The sequence below is a fragment of the Streptomyces sp. NPDC014870 genome, assembly GCF_043081505.1.
Taxonomy (GTDB): domain Bacteria; phylum Actinomycetota; class Actinomycetes; order Streptomycetales; family Streptomycetaceae; genus Streptomyces.
Map to the genome: position 1 here is coordinate 202,836 of NZ_JBIBWQ010000015.1, position 15,611 is coordinate 218,446.

Genomic DNA, 15,611 nt, shown 5'->3' on the forward strand with positions numbered 1-15,611 from the left:
CTCGGGGTCGCGCGAAGGGCTGCGGGGCAGCGGGGGCCTGCCCGCGGGTCCTGCCTGCGGGGTCCCGCCGGGGTGGGCGGGGGCTACGAGGCGGACGGTTCCTGGGCGACGGCCAGCTGATCGGCCTGCGCCAGGGCGGTGAGCAGGCTGGTGTGGTCGGCGGTGCCCTTTCCCGCCAGATCGAAGGCAGTGCCGTGGTCGACGCTCGTGCGCACGAACGGCAGGCCGATCGTGATGTTGACGCCGTGCTCCAGGCCCAGGTACTTGACCGGTATGAGTCCTTGGTCGTGGTACTGGGCCACGACCGCGTCGGACTCGCCCGCGCGGGCGCGCATGAAGACGGTGTCGGCGGGCCAGGGACCGCTGGCGTCGATGCCTTCCCTGCGGGCGGCCCGCACGGCCGGTGCCACGATGTCGAGGTCCTCGCGCCCGAAGCGTCCGTTCTCCCCCGCGTGCGGGTTGACCGCGGCGACGGCGATGCGCGGGCCCCGGACGCCGGAGCGTCCCCTTGCGTGGCCGGCCCGGAGAGTCCGGTCGGTGAGCCGGATGATCTCCAGTTCGCGGGCGGTGGTGAGGGAGTCGATGGCCGTGCGCAGCGACTGGTGGATGGTGACCAGGACGACACGGAGTTCGTCGTTGGCCATCATCATGGCGTAGTCGCTCGTGCCGGAGAGGTCGGCGAGGATCTCGGTGTGGCCCGGGTACGGCAGCCCGGCAAGACCGAGCGCCTCCTTGTTGATCGGGGCGGTGGTCAGGGCGCGGACCTCGCCGCGGAGGGCCAGCTCCACACCTCGGCGTACGTACGCGAACGAGGCGGCTCCGGCGCGGGCGTCCACCGTGCCGAGCGGCAGGTCCTCGGGGAGCGTGCCCTCGGCGAGGACATCGAGGATGCCGGGTTCGTGGGCCGCGTCCGCGACGGAGGCGATCGGTCGCACGGTGAGTTCGGTGGCCGTGATCCGGCAGGCCCGGGCGAGCACGGCCGGATCGCCGATGACGACGACCGGAGGCCGGCGCCTCGGGTCGGCGTACGCCTTGACCGTGATCTCGGGGCCGATGCCGTTCGGGTCGCCCATGGTGAGCGCGACGGGCTGTGTCATGACGTCGGCCCACCCTCCGCGATCGGCGAACGTTCTGTGACGGGCCCGCGCTCCGCGATCGGCGGACTCCCCGTGATCGGGCCGCCCTCCATGAGCAGTCGAAGGAGCCTGTCGAGAGTGCCGTCGTCACCGAAGCCGCCCGCCTTGATCAGCACAGGGAGGTGGGGCGGGCTGAGCAGTACGCCTCGGGCGACTCCCGGTTCGGGCTCGTCGACGAGGTCGATACCAGCCGCGCCGAGAGCTTCGAGGGCGGCGACCGCGGTCTCCCCGCCGGTCAGCACAAGCCCGTCGACCAGCCCGTCCGCCACCAACTCCCGTACGAAGAGGGCAAGATCGGCGGTCAGTGAGCGGGCGTCCGTACGACGTGCGTCCGGGGTGTGCACGACGAGCACGGGCGCGGCGGTCCGGCGCAGGGCTCTCAGGCCCTCGACCGGGGCCTCGGCCGCCTCCACCGCGGTCACGTCCATCCGCGGGCGCAGCCGGTCCAGCTGGCGGCGCGTCGCCGGGTTCGCGCTGCCCACCACGACCAACGGGCGCCGCGCCATCGGTGGTTCGGGCGGACGGACCGTTGGGACAGCGGGGTGGCGTCCGGCCAACGCGGCGGCGAGGCCCGGGGAGCCGACCCAGAGCACGTCGCCGGGCATGGGCACGGAGTCCACGAGGAGACGGAGGTCGGCGTCAGTGGCCGCCGAGCACACGAACACGCCTCCCCCGTCGATCAGTTCCGGCAGCTTCCCGAACTGCTCCGGTTCCAGGACCTCCGCCTCGGGCAGCAGCCGGGTCAGGTCGGCCGTGCGGACGGGGTGCACCGGGTCGCGGGCGAAGTCGGTCTCGTGCACCGGCACGCCATGGACGTACTGGACTCCCCGAACGGTGGTCCTGCCCTCGGCGGGGAACGCGGGCGCGACGACGACGGCCCGTCGGCGCGAGCCGGCGTGGGCGGCGCGGACCTCGGCCGCCACGTGCCCCCGAAGCGTCGAGTCGACGGTCTTGATCAGCAGGTCGGAACGGGCGAACGCCTCCGCGAACCGCCCGGCGAGCGCCACCGCCGCCGCCTCGTCGAGCAGACGGCTCCCGAGGTCCACGGCCACGACGCCGTCAGGGGGCACCGCGCCCGGCTCGACGGCCTCGGGCAGCAGGACCTTCGCCCGGTGCCCCCCGCCGCGGAAGGGCGCCGCGCCGTCGCCGGCGCTCGTCAGGTCGTCCGCGAGCACGGCGATCGTCCGCACGGGGTCAGCCGGGTGTTTCCGCATGTCTCGTCCTCTCGAGGTAGCCGCCACTGCCGTCAACCCTGGCGCTCGGAAAGCCGCTGGACAAGCGATTCCTTCTCACCCCACCTGTGAGTAGATTTCACGCATGCGCTGGCCCGACCTACCCCCGCTGAACACCTTGCTCCCGTTCGAGGCGACCGTGCGGCACGCGAGCATGACCCGGGCCGCCCAGGAGCTCCACGTGACCCACGGCGCCGTCAGCCGGCAGATCCAGAATCTGGAGAAGTCGCTCGGCGTCACGCTCTTCGAGCGAGGGACCCGCTCCCTGCGCCCGACCCCTCAGGCCCGTCGTCTCGCCGCCGTCGTCCGGGACGCGCTCGACCAGATCGACACGGCAGCACGGGAGGTCGCGGGCCGTGAGATCGGGGGACCGCTCGCGCTGTCCTGCGAGCCGACGCTCCTCATGCGCTGGCTCATCCCGCGTCTGCCGGACCTCGCCGCACAGGTGCCCGGCCTCACCGTGCACCTGTCGGCGGGCGGCGGCCCCGTCGCCTTCGACCGGGACCCGGTCGACGTCGCCCTGCGCCGCGACGACTTTCCCGTACCGGCGGACGTGACCCGCTCCCCCCTCTTCCTGGAACGCGTCGGTCCGGTCTGCCGACCGGACGTGGCGGAACGCCTCACGGCCGGGAGCGGGGTCTCCGGTGTGACGATTCTGCACACCAGCACCCGGCCGCGCGCGTGGGCGGACTGGCAGCGGATCACGCGGCGGCGCGTCGATCCCGTCGGCGAGCAGACCTTCGAGCACTTCTATCTGGCGCTGCAGGCGGCGGTGGCCGGCGTCGGCATGGCCATCGGTCCGTACGCGCTGGTCCACGACGATCTCGTGAGCGGACAGCTCGTGGCGCCCTTCGGCCTGGTCGAGGACGGCACCGGCTACCACCTGCTCAGCCTGCGGCCGCCCGAGCGGGACGAGCGGATCGCCGCCCTGCTCGGGTGGCTGCGGACCCAGGCGACCGGGCTGTGACGACCGGGCCCGGGACCGGCGGTCTGTGACGCCCCGGCCCGAGTCCGCCCGACCGCCCTCCACGCGCGCGAACACAACCGCCCTCCGAGCACACGAACACGACCGCCCTTCACGCGCGCGTGAACCCGACCGCCGTCCACCGCCCTCCACGCGCGCGTGAAGCAGCCCACCGTCTCCCGGCCTGGCCAGAGCGGGGAGTGAGCTGGCAGGATCGCGCCATGCTCGCCTCGTACTCCCGTTCCGCCCGTCGCCGCCTTCTCCAGGCGTCCGCGGCGGTTCTGGTCATGTGCGGTCTCCTGGTCTGGTGGCTGGTTCCTTTCGGTACACCGGCGCCGAGCGGGCGGGTCACGTTCAGCACGGGCGTGCCCACCGGCGTCTACCAGAAGTACGGCGAGCTGCTGCGGCAGGCTTTGGCCACCGACCTGCCGGACGTGTCGGTCCAGCTGAAGAACAGCGAGGGATCCCAGCAGAACCTCGCGCGCCTGGCCTCCGGCGAAGCGGACTTCACCGTGGCGACCGCCGACGCCGTGGCCCAGTACCAGCGCGCTCGCAAGCCGGGCGCCGACCGGCTGCGCGGCTGCGCCCGCCTCTACGACGACTATGTCCAGCTCGTCGTCCGCAAGGACTCGCCCGTGCGCTCGGTGGCCGATCTGCGCGGGCTGCGGGTCGGCGTCGGCCAGGAGGGCTCCGGTGTCCGGCTCATCGCGGACCGGGTCCTCGTGGCAGGCGGCCTCACCACGAAGTCCGACGTCAAGCCGGTCTCGGCCGGCATCGACACCATGCCGGGCCTCCTGGAGAGCGGGCGACTGGACGCGTTCTTCTGGTCGGGCGGTCTGCCCACCCAGGCCGTCCAGGACCTCTCCGAGCGCATGCCCGTCCGGCTGGTCCCGCTGGACACCACCCTCGTGGACAAGGTCCACGACGTGGGCGCCGCGACGCGCCACTACCGTTCCGCCGTCATCCCCGCGGACGCCTACGCCCTGGCTCAGGACGGGCAGCCGGTGAAGACGCTGGCCGTGGCGAACCTGCTGGTCACGACGGACTCGGCGGACACGGCGATGGTGGAGGGTTTCACCCGTACCGTGATCAGGAGCCGGGACGGGATCGGCCGCCAGGTCCACTCGGCCCAGTTGGTGGACCTCCGCACCGCGATCTACACGGAGCCCCTGTCCCTGCACGAGGGCGCCCGCCGCTACTACCGCTCGGTGAAGCCGTAGCTCCCGACGCATCCGTCGGCCCCTGAAGCCCGGACCCTGGGCCCAAGGCCCCGAGCCCGAGCCCGCGCCCGCGCCCGAAGCCCCTACCGCCCCTATCGCCTCTACCGCCCCTGCGGCCCCGTCCTCGGCACCGTGAGCGTCACGCGCAGCCCGTGCGGCTCGTTCGGCGCGTAGGCGATCGAGCCGCCGCCCGCCGCGAGCAGGACCCGGGAGATAGACAGGCCGAGTCCCGAGCCCTTGATGTTCTGGTGGCGGTTGCTGCGCCAGAAGCGGTCCCCGACCCTGTCGAGCTCCTCCTCCGTGAGCCCGGGGCCCAAGTCCGCCACCACGATCGTGCAGCGCTCGCCCTCGGAGGCCACGGCGACCGTGACCTCCTCGCCCTCCGGGGTGAACTTGAGCGCGTTGTCGATCACCGCGTCCAGGGCGCTGGAGAGCGCCACCGGGTCCGCCCAGCCCGTCACGGCCCGCCGCTCGCCCCGGAGCCGTACGCCCTGCTCGTCGGCGAGCGGCCGCCACGCGGCGATCCGCTCGTCCACGAGCGCGCCGATATCGGTGAGGCGCAGATCCGCGGCGGCGTGCTCGGCGAGCGCGAGGTCCAGCAGGTCATCGAGGACCTGGGCGAGGCGCTTGCCCTCGGTCCTGACGGAGGCGATCTCCTCGTTGCCCTCGGGGAGTTCGAGGGCGAGCAGCTCGATGCGGAGCAGCAGCGCGGAGAGCGGGTTGCGCAACTGGTGCGAGGCGTCGGCCACGAAGGCACGCTGCTGTTCCAGGACGTCCTCGACGTTGTCGGCCATCTCGTTGAACGAGCGGGCCAGCCGACGCAGTTCGGGCGGCCCTCCGGTGGCGGCGACCCGGGACTTCATCCGCCCGGTGGCGATGTCGTGGGTGACCGCGTCCAGGACGCGGACCGGCCGCAGCACCCAGCCGGTGAGCCGGAAGGCCGCGCCGACGGCGACCAGCATCGCCGCGAACTCCCCGGCCGCGATGATCAGCCAACCGCTCAGGATCCGCGCGCGCAGCTGCCCGGTGGGCGAGTCCGTCACGACGACGGCGACGACGTCACCGTCCCGTACGACCGGCGAGGCGATCGTGAGCCGGGCGTCCGGCTGCCACGGCCACACCTGGGGCGGGTCGTGGCTGCGCCGCCCGAGCAGCGCCTCGTTGAAGGCACGGCGCCCCTCGCCCTCGTACGGGACGACCCAGTCCCCGGGCGCGGCGGCCATGGCCTGGTTGTCGCGGAAGAAGACGCCCGTGCGGATGCCGTAGACGTCGTGGTAGCTGGCGAGTTCACCGCGCAGCGTCGTCCGGCGCTCGTCGACGAAGGGCTCGGACTCGTTGACGAACTGGGCGAGCGCGGCGAAGCGGGCCGCGTCGTCGAGCCGGTCGACGACCACGCGCTGCTGCTCGGCCGCGGCGAGGCTGGCGGCGAGCGGGAAGCCGAGGGCGAGGAGCACCCCGGCCATCAGGGCGAGGAGGAGCGGAAGGAGGCGTGTGCGCACGAAGGACCCGGACGGCTAGGCGGCAGGGGCGACCAGGCGGTAGCCGACCCCGCGCACGGTTTCGATCAGGGCGGGCATGGCCAGCTTGGAACGGAGCGAGGCCACGTGCACTTCGAGGGTGCGGCCGGTCCCTTCCCAGTTGGTGCGCCAGACCTCGCTGATGATCTGCTCGCGCCGGAAGACCACACCGGGCCGCTGGGCGAGCAGGGCCAGCAGGTCGAACTCCTTGCGGGTGAGCGGCACGGCCGCGCCGTCGACGCTGACCCGGCGGGTGGGCAGCTCGATGACGACCGAGCCGAGCCGCAGCGCGGAGTCGTCACCGGCCGGGCCGGTCTCGTCGCCCGCGGTCGTGCGCCGGCTGACGGCGTGGATCCGGGCGAGCAGCTCCCCGGTGTCGTACGGCTTCACCACGTAGTCGTCGGCCCCGAGGTTGAGGCCGTGTATCCGGGACCGTACGTCGGAGCGCGCCGTCACCATGATCACCGGGGTGGCGGTGAGCTTGCGGATCCGGCCGCAGACCTGGTAGCCGTCCTGGTCGGGCAGTCCGAGGTCGAGCAGGATCACCCCGAAGGAAGGGCGCTCGCCATGCGCGGCGGGCAGCACGGCCTGGAGGGCCTCCTCGCCGTTCCGTGCGTGCGTGACCGAGAAGCCGTGCTTCGCGAGGACGGCGGACAGGGCCGCTGCCACATGGTCGTCGTCCTCGACGAGCAGGAGTCTCATGGCCCCCTCCGGTGGCTCGGTGATCTCGGGTCTGCCATCTCCTGATGGCAATCGCCCGGCTAGGCGATCCGTATGGCTATTTGTGTACCAAGGCATGAACGCCGATGGTCGCCGTCACAGTCAAGTGTCCCCCTGTTACGCAGGGGTTTCCGTTATGGAGCCGGTACGCCATCGGGCAGGCTCTTCACGCAGCGTGTCCGGCCGAGGCCTTTTCGTTATCCTCAATTTCCGCTCAGATGTGATGACGGTCATCCTGCGGCCTGTCTAGTGTCCTCCCCAACCGAGGAGGACGGAGCTAGAGCCGATGAGCGGAGTGTCAGTGACCAAGGGCTCGGAAGACGCCATACCGGCGGCGGGCGACCTGGTCGTGCTGTCCAACGTGAACAAGCACTTCGGCGCGCTGCATGTGCTCCAGGACATCGACCTGACCATCGCCAGGGGCGAGGTCGTGGTCGTGATCGGGCCTTCGGGTTCCGGCAAGTCCACACTGTGCCGCACCATCAACCGCCTGGAGACGATCGACTCCGGCGCCATCACGATCGACAACCGGCCACTGCCCCAGGAGGGCAGGGAACTGGCCCGGCTGCGCGCCGACGTCGGCATGGTCTTCCAGTCCTTCAATCTCTTCGCGCACAAGACGGTGCTCGAGAACGTGATGCTGGGCCAGGTCAAGGTCCGCAAGACGGACAAGGCAACCGCCGAGGCCAAGGCCCGCGCACTGCTCGACCGCGTGGGTGTCGGCACCCAGGCGGACAAGTACCCGGCCCAGCTGTCCGGTGGTCAGCAGCAACGCGTCGCGATCGCGCGGGCGTTGGCGATGGACCCGAAGGTCATGCTCTTCGACGAGCCGACCTCGGCGCTCGACCCCGAGATGATCAACGAGGTTCTCGAGGTCATGCAGCAGCTGGCGCGGGACGGCATGACCATGGTCGTGGTCACCCACGAGATGGGCTTCGCGCGCTCCGCCGCCAACCGTGTGGTCTTCATGGCGGACGGCAAGATCGTCGAACAGGCCACGCCGGACGAGTTCTTCAGCAACCCGCGCAGCGACCGGGCGAAGGACTTCCTTTCGAAAATCCTGCACCACTGACGGCGGTCAGCCCCATGCTTCAACCTGCCGATCAACAACCCACGAATCAAGGGATGTTCACCATGAAGCTCCGCAAGTCCGCGGCCCTGGCCGTCGCCGTACTCGCCCTGACCGCGACCGCCGCCTGTGGTGGCAAGGAGGGCTCGGCCGGCGACAAGCCCGCCGTGAAGCCCGGCGACGCGACCGCGCCGCAGCTCCCCAAGTACATCGTCGCCACCGACGTGAAGCTGGAATCGCCGAGCTTCAAGGAGGCGCAGAAGCGCGGCAAGCTGATCATCGGCTCCAAGGCCGACCAGCCGTACCTCGGCTTCGAGGACCAGGCCACCAAGGAGCGGTCCGGCTTCGACGTCGAGATCGCCAAGATGATCGCGGCGGAGCTCGGTTTCACCGAGGACAAGATCGAGTGGAAGACGGTCGACTCCAAGCTCCGTGAGACGGCGATCTCCACGGGCCAGGTCGACTACTACGTCGGTACGTACACGATCAACGACAAGCGCAAGGCGCAGGTCAGCTTCGCGGGTCCGTACTACAAGGCCGGCGCCGACCTCCTGGTCCGCAAGGACGAGACCGCGATCACCGGTCCGGAGACCCTCAAGGGCAAGAAGGTCTGCTCCATCACGGGCTCCACCCCGCTGCAGGAGATCAAGAAGCCGCAGTACGGCGCCCAGACCACCGAGCTGGCGAAGTACTCGGACTGCGTGCAGCAGCTGCTCACCAAGCAGGTCGACGCCGTCACCACCGACGACGCGATCCTCAAGGGCTACGCGGCCGCCAACAAGGGCAAGCTCAAGGTCGTCGGCAAGCCGTTCACCGAGGAGCCCTACGGCGTCGGCCTGAACAAGGACGACAAGGTCCTGCGCGACAAGATCAGCGACATCCTCGAGAAGAACATCAAGGACGGCACGTACAAGAAGATCTACGAGGCGACGCTGGGTCTGTCCGGCTCCTCGTACGTCGAGCCGCCGGCGCTCGTCCGCTACTGATCCTCTCGAAGTCGAGCGCCCCGTACGGAAGTACGCAGTACGGGGCGCCGCTCACCCTGCCCGTAAGCCGCTGATACCGCAGACGCGGAGACCTCATGAACGTACTGCTCGACCATTTCCCGGAGTTCCGCGACGGCTTCATAGGAACCGTGTCGATCACCGCCGTCAGCTCGGTCATCGCGCTGCTCCTCGGCATCGTCGTCGCCGGCTTCCGGGTCTCGCCCGTCCCGCCCCTGCGCGCCTTCGGCACCGCGTGGGTCACGCTGCTGCGCAACACCCCGCTGACGCTGCTCTTCCTCGTCTCGTTCTTCGTCGTCCCGGAGATCCTGTTCCCGGGCATGAGCCCCTTCGTGCTCGGCTCGCTCGCGCTCGGCTTCTACACCTCGGCGTTCGTCTGCGAGGCGGTCCGCTCCGGCATCAGCACGGTCCCGGTCGGCCAGGCGGAGGCGGCCCGTTCGCTCGGCATGACGTTCTCGCAGACGCTGCGGATGATCGTGCTGCCGCAGGCCACCCGGACCGTACTGCCGCCGCTGAGCTCGATCTTCATCGCGCTCACCAAGAACTCGGCCATCGCGGGCGCCTTCAGCGTCACCGAACTCTTCGGCTGGCAGACGCTGATGAGCGAGCAGGGCTACGCCATCGGCCCGATCTTCGCCTGGGTGGCCGCCGCGTACCTGGTCGTCACCTTCACCATCAGCGGGATCTTCCGTCTCCTTGAGCGCCGCATGGAGGTCGCCCGATGAGTGCCAGCGTTCTCTTCGACACCCCCGGCCCCAAGGCGCGTGTCCGCAACCGGATCTACGCGGTCGTCGGCACCCTCGCCATCGTCGCGCTGCTCGCCGTGAGCGTGGTCCGGCTGGCCGACAAGGGTCACTTCGACCCCGCGATGTGGGACATCTTCAACTACGCGGGCATCCGGCAGAACATCGCCGACGCGCTGCTCGCCACCCTGAAGGCGTTCGGTCTCGCGGCCGTCGGCTCGCTCGTCCTCGGCGTGCTGCTCGCCGTCGCCCGGCTCTCCGACCACACACCCGTCCGGGTGGTGGCCACCGGCTTCATCGAGGTCTTCCGCTCGATCCCGCTGCTCATCACCATCTACGCCGTGTGGGTCGCCTTCCTGGTCGACTACTCGATGTGGGCGCTGGCCATCGGCCTGTCGATCTACAACGGCTGCGTCCAGGCCGAGGTGCTGCGCGCCGGCGTCAACGCCGTGCCGAAGGGACAGCGCGAGGCCGCCTACGCCCTGGGCATGAGCAAGACGCAGGTCATGACGACGGTCCTGCTGCCGCAGGCCGTCCGGGCGATGCTGCCGACGATCATCAGCCAGCTGGTGGTCACCCTGAAGGACACCTCGCTCGGCTTCGTGATCCTCTACCCCGAGCTGCTGTACTCGGCCCGGCTGATCGCCTCCAACACGCAGGTCAACGGCCAGTACCCGTACGTCTCCACGATCGTGGTCTTCGGCGCCATCTACATCGCGCTGTGTCTGGCGCTCTCCGCGCTCGCCACGTGGATCGAGAAGCGGGGCCGCAAGTCCAAGACGGGCGTGCTCGCCTCCGACGCCGGGGCCAAGGAGGTCGTGCTCTCCGCCGACGCGGGTGGCGCCCTCGGCCCCACGGCCGGCCGCGCGGGCGACGGGACCGACGGGCCTGGTATCTCGAAGAACTGACAGTATGTGACATCATCCGGGGGCAGTGGCGGTCGCGCCGCTGCCCCCGTCGCTTGACGCAAGCACCCGCAATGGGTTGCATACGTTCTGTGATCACGCACCGGGCTCGCGCCACACTTCGCTGTGCTACCCGCATGACCGAACGGCCTTCAGGAGCCGCGCCGTGGACCCGGTGATCATCGTCGGCGCGGGGCCCGTGGGCCTCGCGCTCTCCCTTGCCCTGGCCTCGCAGGGAGTACCCAGCGTCGTCCTCGACGAGGGGCCCGGCAAGGAGGATCCGCGCCCGGCCCGTACGGTCGTGCTGCGCGCGGACATGGCCGCGATGGTCGAACGCCTCGGCTGCGCCACGCTGCGTGACGAGGGGGTCCGCTGGGTCGGCTGGCGATCCGTGCGACGCAAGCAACAGATGCGGCACATCGAACTCAGCCTCGGGCTCGGCGACGCGGAGGGTGACGCCGAAGGCCCCGCGGCTCCGCTGCACATCCCGCAGCACGCCCTCGCGCGCGGTCTGCGCGCGGCGATCGCCGGACAGGAGCTGATCCAGCTCGTCAACGACGCCCGCCTCGACTCCATCGAGCAGGACACACGCGGCGTCACGGCGCACACGCGCGGCCCCGGGGCCGGCGAGAGCGGCACCTGGTGGCGCGGCAGCCACCTGGTCGGCTGCGACGGAGCCCGCTCCACGGTCCGCAAGCTGCTCTCGATCCGCTTCCCCGGACGCACGGCGGTGGAGCGGCACGCGGTGGCCGCCCTGCGCACCGAACTGCCGTGGCCCGGCGAGGCCCTGTTGCACCGTCAGCCTCCGTGGCGTGGCGGTGGCGAGGAGGTCACGGCCCGTCCGCTGCCGGACGGCGTCTGGCGGATCGACTGGCTGCTGCCGGCCCGTGGCGACCTCGTCACCCCGGACGCGCTGGTCACCAAGATCCGCGACACCCTGGCCGGCTGGTGCGGTGGGGTGACTCCGCCGTACGAGTTGATCGACACCGGCGTCCACACCCTGCACCACCGGCTCGCGCGGCGCTGGCGGGTGGACCGGGTGTTCCTGGCGGGCGACGCGGCCCATCTGCTGGGCGCGGTGGGCACGCAGGGCCTCGACGAGGGGCTGCGGGACGCCGACAACCTGGCCTGGAAGCTCGCGTACGCCTGGCACCACGGGGCCTCCGACACGCTGCTCGACAGCTACCAGAGCGAACGGCGGGCCGCCGTCGCCTCCCGGCTGCGGGCCGCCGACCAGTCGCTCCCGGTGCTCCGGGGCGGCGGCGGGCTGCGGACGTACCTGCCCGGCGGGTCCCGCAGCCACGACGTGTTGTTGACGGACGGTCACCTCGGGCGCGGCCCGCTGGGGGCGCCCCCCGCGTACCCGCACTCCCCCCTCGCGCCCCAGGACGCCGGAGCGTCACGGAGCGCGGTGGGCACGGGGGCAGGCGCGCCGGTCGAGGACGTCCGGGTGACGGCGCCGGACGGCACGACCGTACGGCTCCGCGACCGGCTCGGTCGGGGGCGGCTCCTGGTGGTGCTCGTCGCCCCCGGGACGGGGGTGTGGGACCGGCGGCACTGGGTGAGCGCGGGCGTGATGCCACGGCTCGCCGAGGCGGTGCGGGCGCTGCCGGTGAAGGCGGAACTGCTGGTGACGGAGGCCTACCCGGGCGCGGTCGCCCACACCGTCCTGCTGGTGCGCCCCGACGGGCACCTGGTCGCCTCGTTCCCGGGGGTCAGGCCGGACGAGCTGTACGCGGCGGCGGACGCGACCCGGGGCGGCAAGGCGGAGCCCTCGGCGAGCGGGGACGAGCGGAAGGCGATCTCACGGGGGTCCACGCCGAGCGACCGTACCGCGGACATCAATTGACCCTCGCGGGCGCACATGGTGTACTCCGGAGCGTGACCGACACCGATGTGCGCCTGTGGCGGAGGGTCCATATGGATCTTCTCCGTTTCGCGGGCTGCGTGTGTCGCCCGTCCTGCTGAATTCGCCCCTTCCTCGCGCGCTCCCGGCCGCCGACCGACGTCGGCGTGGGCCGTCGCGCGTCTCTCCCGCGAACTTCCAGGACGGTTCTCCGTGCCCCAGTCTGGCCTGCCCTCCCCCGCCGTACCCTCGCCCTCCGTAGCGCCCTCGACCCCCGTCGGCCCGCCCGCCTCGGCGGCGCCGACGGCGGCCGACCTGCTGGACTTCGTCCGCCGGACGGCGGCGGACGACGCGCTGATCGACTCCCTCCCCCTCGATCCCGAGGGCCGTACGTGGGTGCGCCTCGACGGCCCCGGCGGCAGCGAGGCCTGGCTGATCGGCTGGCCGCCCGGCACGGGCACGGGCTGGCACGACCACGCCGAGTCGCACGGCGCGTTCACCACGGCGCGCGGCACGCTGCGGGAGAGCTCCCTCGCGGTACGCCTGCCGGCCGGCGGCTGGAAGACCCTGGAGCTGGCCGACGGCGTCGACCGCAAGCGGCGCCTGCCGGCCGGCAAGGGGCGCGCGTTCGGGCAGCACCACGTGCACGAGGTGCTCAACGACGCAGCCGACGCGCACGCCGTGTCGGTCCACGCGTACTATCCACCGCTCCCGTTGATCCGGCGTTTCAGCCGGTCGGGCGCGGTGCTCCGTCTTGAGCAGGTCGAGCGTCCGGAGGACTGGCAGTGAGTGAGCGGTGGGAGCGCCGGGAGAGCCGGGAGCGGCAGGCGGGCGAGAGCGCGGGCGCGGGCGATCGGGTGCCCGAGCGAGTGGCCGAGCAGGAGCGGGTGCCCGAGCGGGTGGGGATCGACAAGCTGCTGGAGCGGGTCAGGTCGGAGATCGACCGGATCGAGGCCCGGGCGGCCCACGAGGCGTACGAGGCGGGTGACGCGCTGCTGGTCGACACCCGGTACGCGGCACTGCGCGAGCGGGACGGGCTGGTTCCGGGCGCGCTGATCGTGGAGCGCAACGAACTGGAGTGGCGGCTCGACCCTTCGGGCAGCCACCGGGCTCCGGGGGCGGACAGCCACGACCTGCGGGTGGTGGTCTTCTGCAACGAGGGGTACGCGTCCTCGCTGGCGGTGGCCTCCCTGCGGCAGTTGGGGCTGCACCGGGCGACGGACGTGATCGGCGGCTTCCAGGCCTGGAAGGAGGCCGGCCTGCCGGTCCTGCCACCGGGCCCGCCGGGAACGCCCGCGTAGCGGTTCGGTCCCGGGGCCCCTGGGTCCCCGGGTCTCCGTGCCCCGGGGTCAGAAGGGCTCGTCCAGGTCCTCCGTGTCCTCGCCCTCGGCCTCCAGGGCCTGGCGGACGACTCTGAGGGCCATGCCCTCGGGGTAGCCCTTGCGGGCGAGCATCCCGGCGAGGCGGCGCAGCCGGCGGTCCCGGTCGAGGCCCCGGGTGGCGCGGAGCTTGCGGTCGACGAGCTCGCGGGCCGTGATCTCCTCCTGCTCGGAGTCCAGTTGGCCCACGGCGTCCTGGATGAGCGAGGGGTCGACGCCCTTGGTCCGCAGTTCGCGCGCGAGGGCCCGGCGGGCGAGTCCTCGCCCGTGGTGCCGGGACTCCACCCAGGCGTCGGCGAAGGCGGCGTCGTCGATCAGCCCGACGTCCTCGAAGCGGGAGAGGACCTCTTCGGCGACCTCGTCGGGGATCTCACGCTTGCGCAGGGCGTCGGCGAGTTGTTTGCGCGTACGGGGGGTCCCGGTGAGCAGGCGCAGGCAGATCGCCCGCGCCCGCTCAGCCGGTTCCTGGGGCGACAGCTCCTTCTCGGCCCTCGACGAGTCGGGGCTGTCACCCGGCCATTCGGTGCGACCGGTCACTGGCTCAGCTCTTGGCCGCCGGGGCCTTGGTCGCCTTGGTGGCCTTGGCCGCCGGGGCGGTCTTGGCCGTGTCGTCCGTCGCGGTGGCGGCAGCCGCCTCCGCGCCGTCCGCGGTCTCCTCGGCCGGAGCGGCACCCGGCCGGACGCCGACGCCCAGCTTCTCCTTGATCTTCCGCTCGATCTCGTTGGCGAGGTCGGGGTTGTCCTTCAGGAAGTTGCGGGCGTTCTCCTTGCCCTGGCCGAGCTGGTCGCCCTCGTAGGTGTACCAGGCACCGGCCTTGCGGACGAAGCCGTGCTCCACGCCCATGTCGATCAGGCCGCCCTCACGGCTGATGCCCTGGCCGTAGAGGATGTCGAACTCGGCCTGCTTGAAGGGCGGCGCGACCTTGTTCTTGACGACCTTGACGCGCGTGCGGTTGCCGACGGCGTCGGTGCCGTCCTTGAGGGTCTCGATACGGCGGATGTCGAGACGCACCGAGGCGTAGAACTTCAGCGCGCGACCACCGGTCGTGGTCTCCGGCGAGCCGAACATGACGCCGATCTTCTCGCGGAGCTGGTTGATGAAGATCGCGGTGGTCTTGGACTGGTTGAGCGCGCTGGTGATCTTCCGGAGGGCCTGGCTCATCAGTCGGGCCTGGAGACCCACGTGCGAGTCGCCCATCTCGCCCTCGATCTCCGCACGCGGGACGAGCGCGGCGACGGAGTCGATGACGATCAGGTCGAGGGCGCCGGAGCGGACCAGCATGTCGACGATCTCGAGGGCCTGCTCACCGTTGTCCGGCTGGGACAGGATGAGGTTGTCGATGTCGACGCCGAGCTTCTTGGCGTACTCGGGGTCGAGGGCGTGCTCGGCGTCCACGAAGGCGACCTGACCGCCGGCCTTCTGCGCGTTGGCGACGGCGTGCAGGGTCAGGGTCGTCTTACCGGAGGACTCCGGGCCGTAGATCTCCACGACACGGCCGCGGGGCAGGCCGCCGACGCCGAGCGCGACGTCGAGGGCGGTCGAGCCGGTGGAGATCACCTCGATCGGCTCCTGGGTGCGGTCGCCCATGCGCATCACGGCACCCTTGCCGAATTGCCGTTCAATCTGCGCGAGCGCGGCGTCGAGAGCCTTCTCGCGGTCGGTACCTGCCATGGGTTCCACCCGGTTTGCTTGAGTCGATCGCTTCATGTGAAAGACGCTAACCCCTGCCACTGACAATGGGCCCCGGCGTCCCTCCGACCTGTGGATAACTCGCCCACAACCCCGCGATACCAAGGGCCGGAATCCCATAAGAATGGATGTTCGATTTTGGTGTCAAGCGCACCACGCGCGTCGACCCTCCTAAACTGGAGGGAC

15 protein-coding genes are annotated in these 15,611 nt (G+C 71.4%); 9 read left to right on the forward strand and 6 right to left on the reverse strand.

Going from position 1 to position 15,611, the window contains the following annotated elements; translation table 11 throughout:
* Nucleotides 1–83: 83 nt before the first annotated feature.
* Together pdxA and ACF09C_RS35670 are read right to left on the reverse strand one after the other, a co-directional pair.
* A complete protein-coding gene (gene pdxA, locus ACF09C_RS35665) occupies nucleotides 84–1,097 on the reverse strand; it encodes a 4-hydroxythreonine-4-phosphate dehydrogenase PdxA (RefSeq protein WP_392097595.1) in 1,014 nt (337 codons plus the stop codon).
* A complete protein-coding gene (locus ACF09C_RS35670; RefSeq protein ID WP_392097597.1) occupies nucleotides 1,094–2,350 on the reverse strand; it encodes a four-carbon acid sugar kinase family protein in 1,257 nt (418 codons plus the stop codon). Before ACF09C_RS35670 ends, pdxA begins: the two co-directional genes overlap by 4 nt.
* Before the next feature lie 103 nt (nucleotides 2,351–2,453).
* On the opposite strand from ACF09C_RS35670, the gene ACF09C_RS35675 reads away from it, so the two are divergent.
* Nucleotides 2,454–3,335, forward strand: a complete 882-nt coding sequence (locus ACF09C_RS35675) for a LysR family transcriptional regulator (RefSeq protein WP_392097599.1) — start codon at nucleotides 2,454–2,456, stop codon at nucleotides 3,333–3,335.
* A gap of 218 nt (nucleotides 3,336–3,553) precedes the next feature.
* Nucleotides 3,554–4,552 (forward strand): TAXI family TRAP transporter solute-binding subunit, encoded by a 999-nt coding sequence (locus ACF09C_RS35680; RefSeq protein WP_392097675.1) that lies wholly within the window; start codon nucleotides 3,554–3,556, stop codon nucleotides 4,550–4,552.
* A 101-nt stretch (nucleotides 4,553–4,653) separates the two neighbouring features.
* On the opposite strand, the gene ACF09C_RS35685 is transcribed toward ACF09C_RS35680, so the two are convergent.
* A complete protein-coding gene (locus ACF09C_RS35685; protein ID WP_392097601.1) occupies nucleotides 4,654–6,051 on the reverse strand; it encodes a sensor histidine kinase in 1,398 nt (465 codons plus the stop codon).
* A gap of 15 nt (nucleotides 6,052–6,066) precedes the next feature.
* The gene (locus ACF09C_RS35690) at nucleotides 6,067–6,771 is read right to left on the reverse strand and encodes a response regulator transcription factor (protein WP_392097603.1); all 705 of its coding nucleotides are present in this window, start codon (nucleotides 6,769–6,771) and stop codon (nucleotides 6,067–6,069) included.
* 304 nt (nucleotides 6,772–7,075) lie between these two features.
* On the opposite strand from ACF09C_RS35690, the gene ACF09C_RS35695 reads away from it, so the two are divergent.
* The 7 genes from ACF09C_RS35695 (at nucleotide 7,076) to ACF09C_RS35725 (ending at nucleotide 13,657) form a co-directional block, all read left to right on the forward strand.
* Nucleotides 7,076–7,861, forward strand: a complete 786-nt coding sequence (locus ACF09C_RS35695) for an amino acid ABC transporter ATP-binding protein (RefSeq protein WP_392097605.1) — start codon at nucleotides 7,076–7,078, stop codon at nucleotides 7,859–7,861.
* A gap of 62 nt (nucleotides 7,862–7,923) precedes the next feature.
* Complete coding sequence (locus ACF09C_RS35700; RefSeq protein ID WP_392097607.1) at nucleotides 7,924–8,844, forward strand: glutamate ABC transporter substrate-binding protein; 921 nt, start codon at nucleotides 7,924–7,926, stop codon at nucleotides 8,842–8,844.
* 95 nt (nucleotides 8,845–8,939) lie between these two features.
* Entirely contained in the window at nucleotides 8,940–9,587 is a 648-nt protein-coding gene (locus tag ACF09C_RS35705) for an amino acid ABC transporter permease (RefSeq protein WP_392097610.1), read from the forward strand.
* Entirely contained in the window at nucleotides 9,584–10,513 is a 930-nt protein-coding gene (locus ACF09C_RS35710; protein ID WP_392097612.1) for an amino acid ABC transporter permease, read from the forward strand. The genes ACF09C_RS35705 and ACF09C_RS35710 overlap by 4 nt, the downstream gene beginning before the upstream one ends.
* A gap of 163 nt (nucleotides 10,514–10,676) precedes the next feature.
* Entirely contained in the window at nucleotides 10,677–12,359 is a 1,683-nt protein-coding gene (locus tag ACF09C_RS35715) for an FAD-dependent monooxygenase (RefSeq protein ID WP_392097614.1), read from the forward strand.
* 210 nt (nucleotides 12,360–12,569) lie between these two features.
* Nucleotides 12,570–13,145, forward strand: coding sequence for a cysteine dioxygenase (locus ACF09C_RS35720; protein ID WP_392097616.1), 576 nt, complete (start codon nucleotides 12,570–12,572; stop codon nucleotides 13,143–13,145).
* A gap of 80 nt (nucleotides 13,146–13,225) precedes the next feature.
* Nucleotides 13,226–13,657, forward strand: a complete 432-nt coding sequence (locus ACF09C_RS35725; RefSeq protein ID WP_392097677.1) for a rhodanese-like domain-containing protein — start codon at nucleotides 13,226–13,228, stop codon at nucleotides 13,655–13,657.
* A 48-nt stretch (nucleotides 13,658–13,705) separates the two neighbouring features.
* On the opposite strand, the gene recX is transcribed toward ACF09C_RS35725, so the two are convergent.
* Both recX and recA read right to left on the reverse strand, forming a co-directional pair.
* Nucleotides 13,706–14,272, reverse strand: coding sequence for a recombination regulator RecX (gene recX, locus ACF09C_RS35730; protein WP_392097618.1), 567 nt, complete (start codon nucleotides 14,270–14,272; stop codon nucleotides 13,706–13,708).
* 4 nt (nucleotides 14,273–14,276) lie between these two features.
* Nucleotides 14,277–15,416 carry a recombinase RecA gene (gene recA / locus ACF09C_RS35735; protein ID WP_362424874.1) on the reverse strand — a complete coding sequence of 380 codons (1,140 nt, stop codon included), beginning with the start codon at nucleotides 15,414–15,416 and terminating at the stop codon, nucleotides 14,277–14,279.
* Nucleotides 15,417–15,611: the final 195 nt, after the last annotated feature.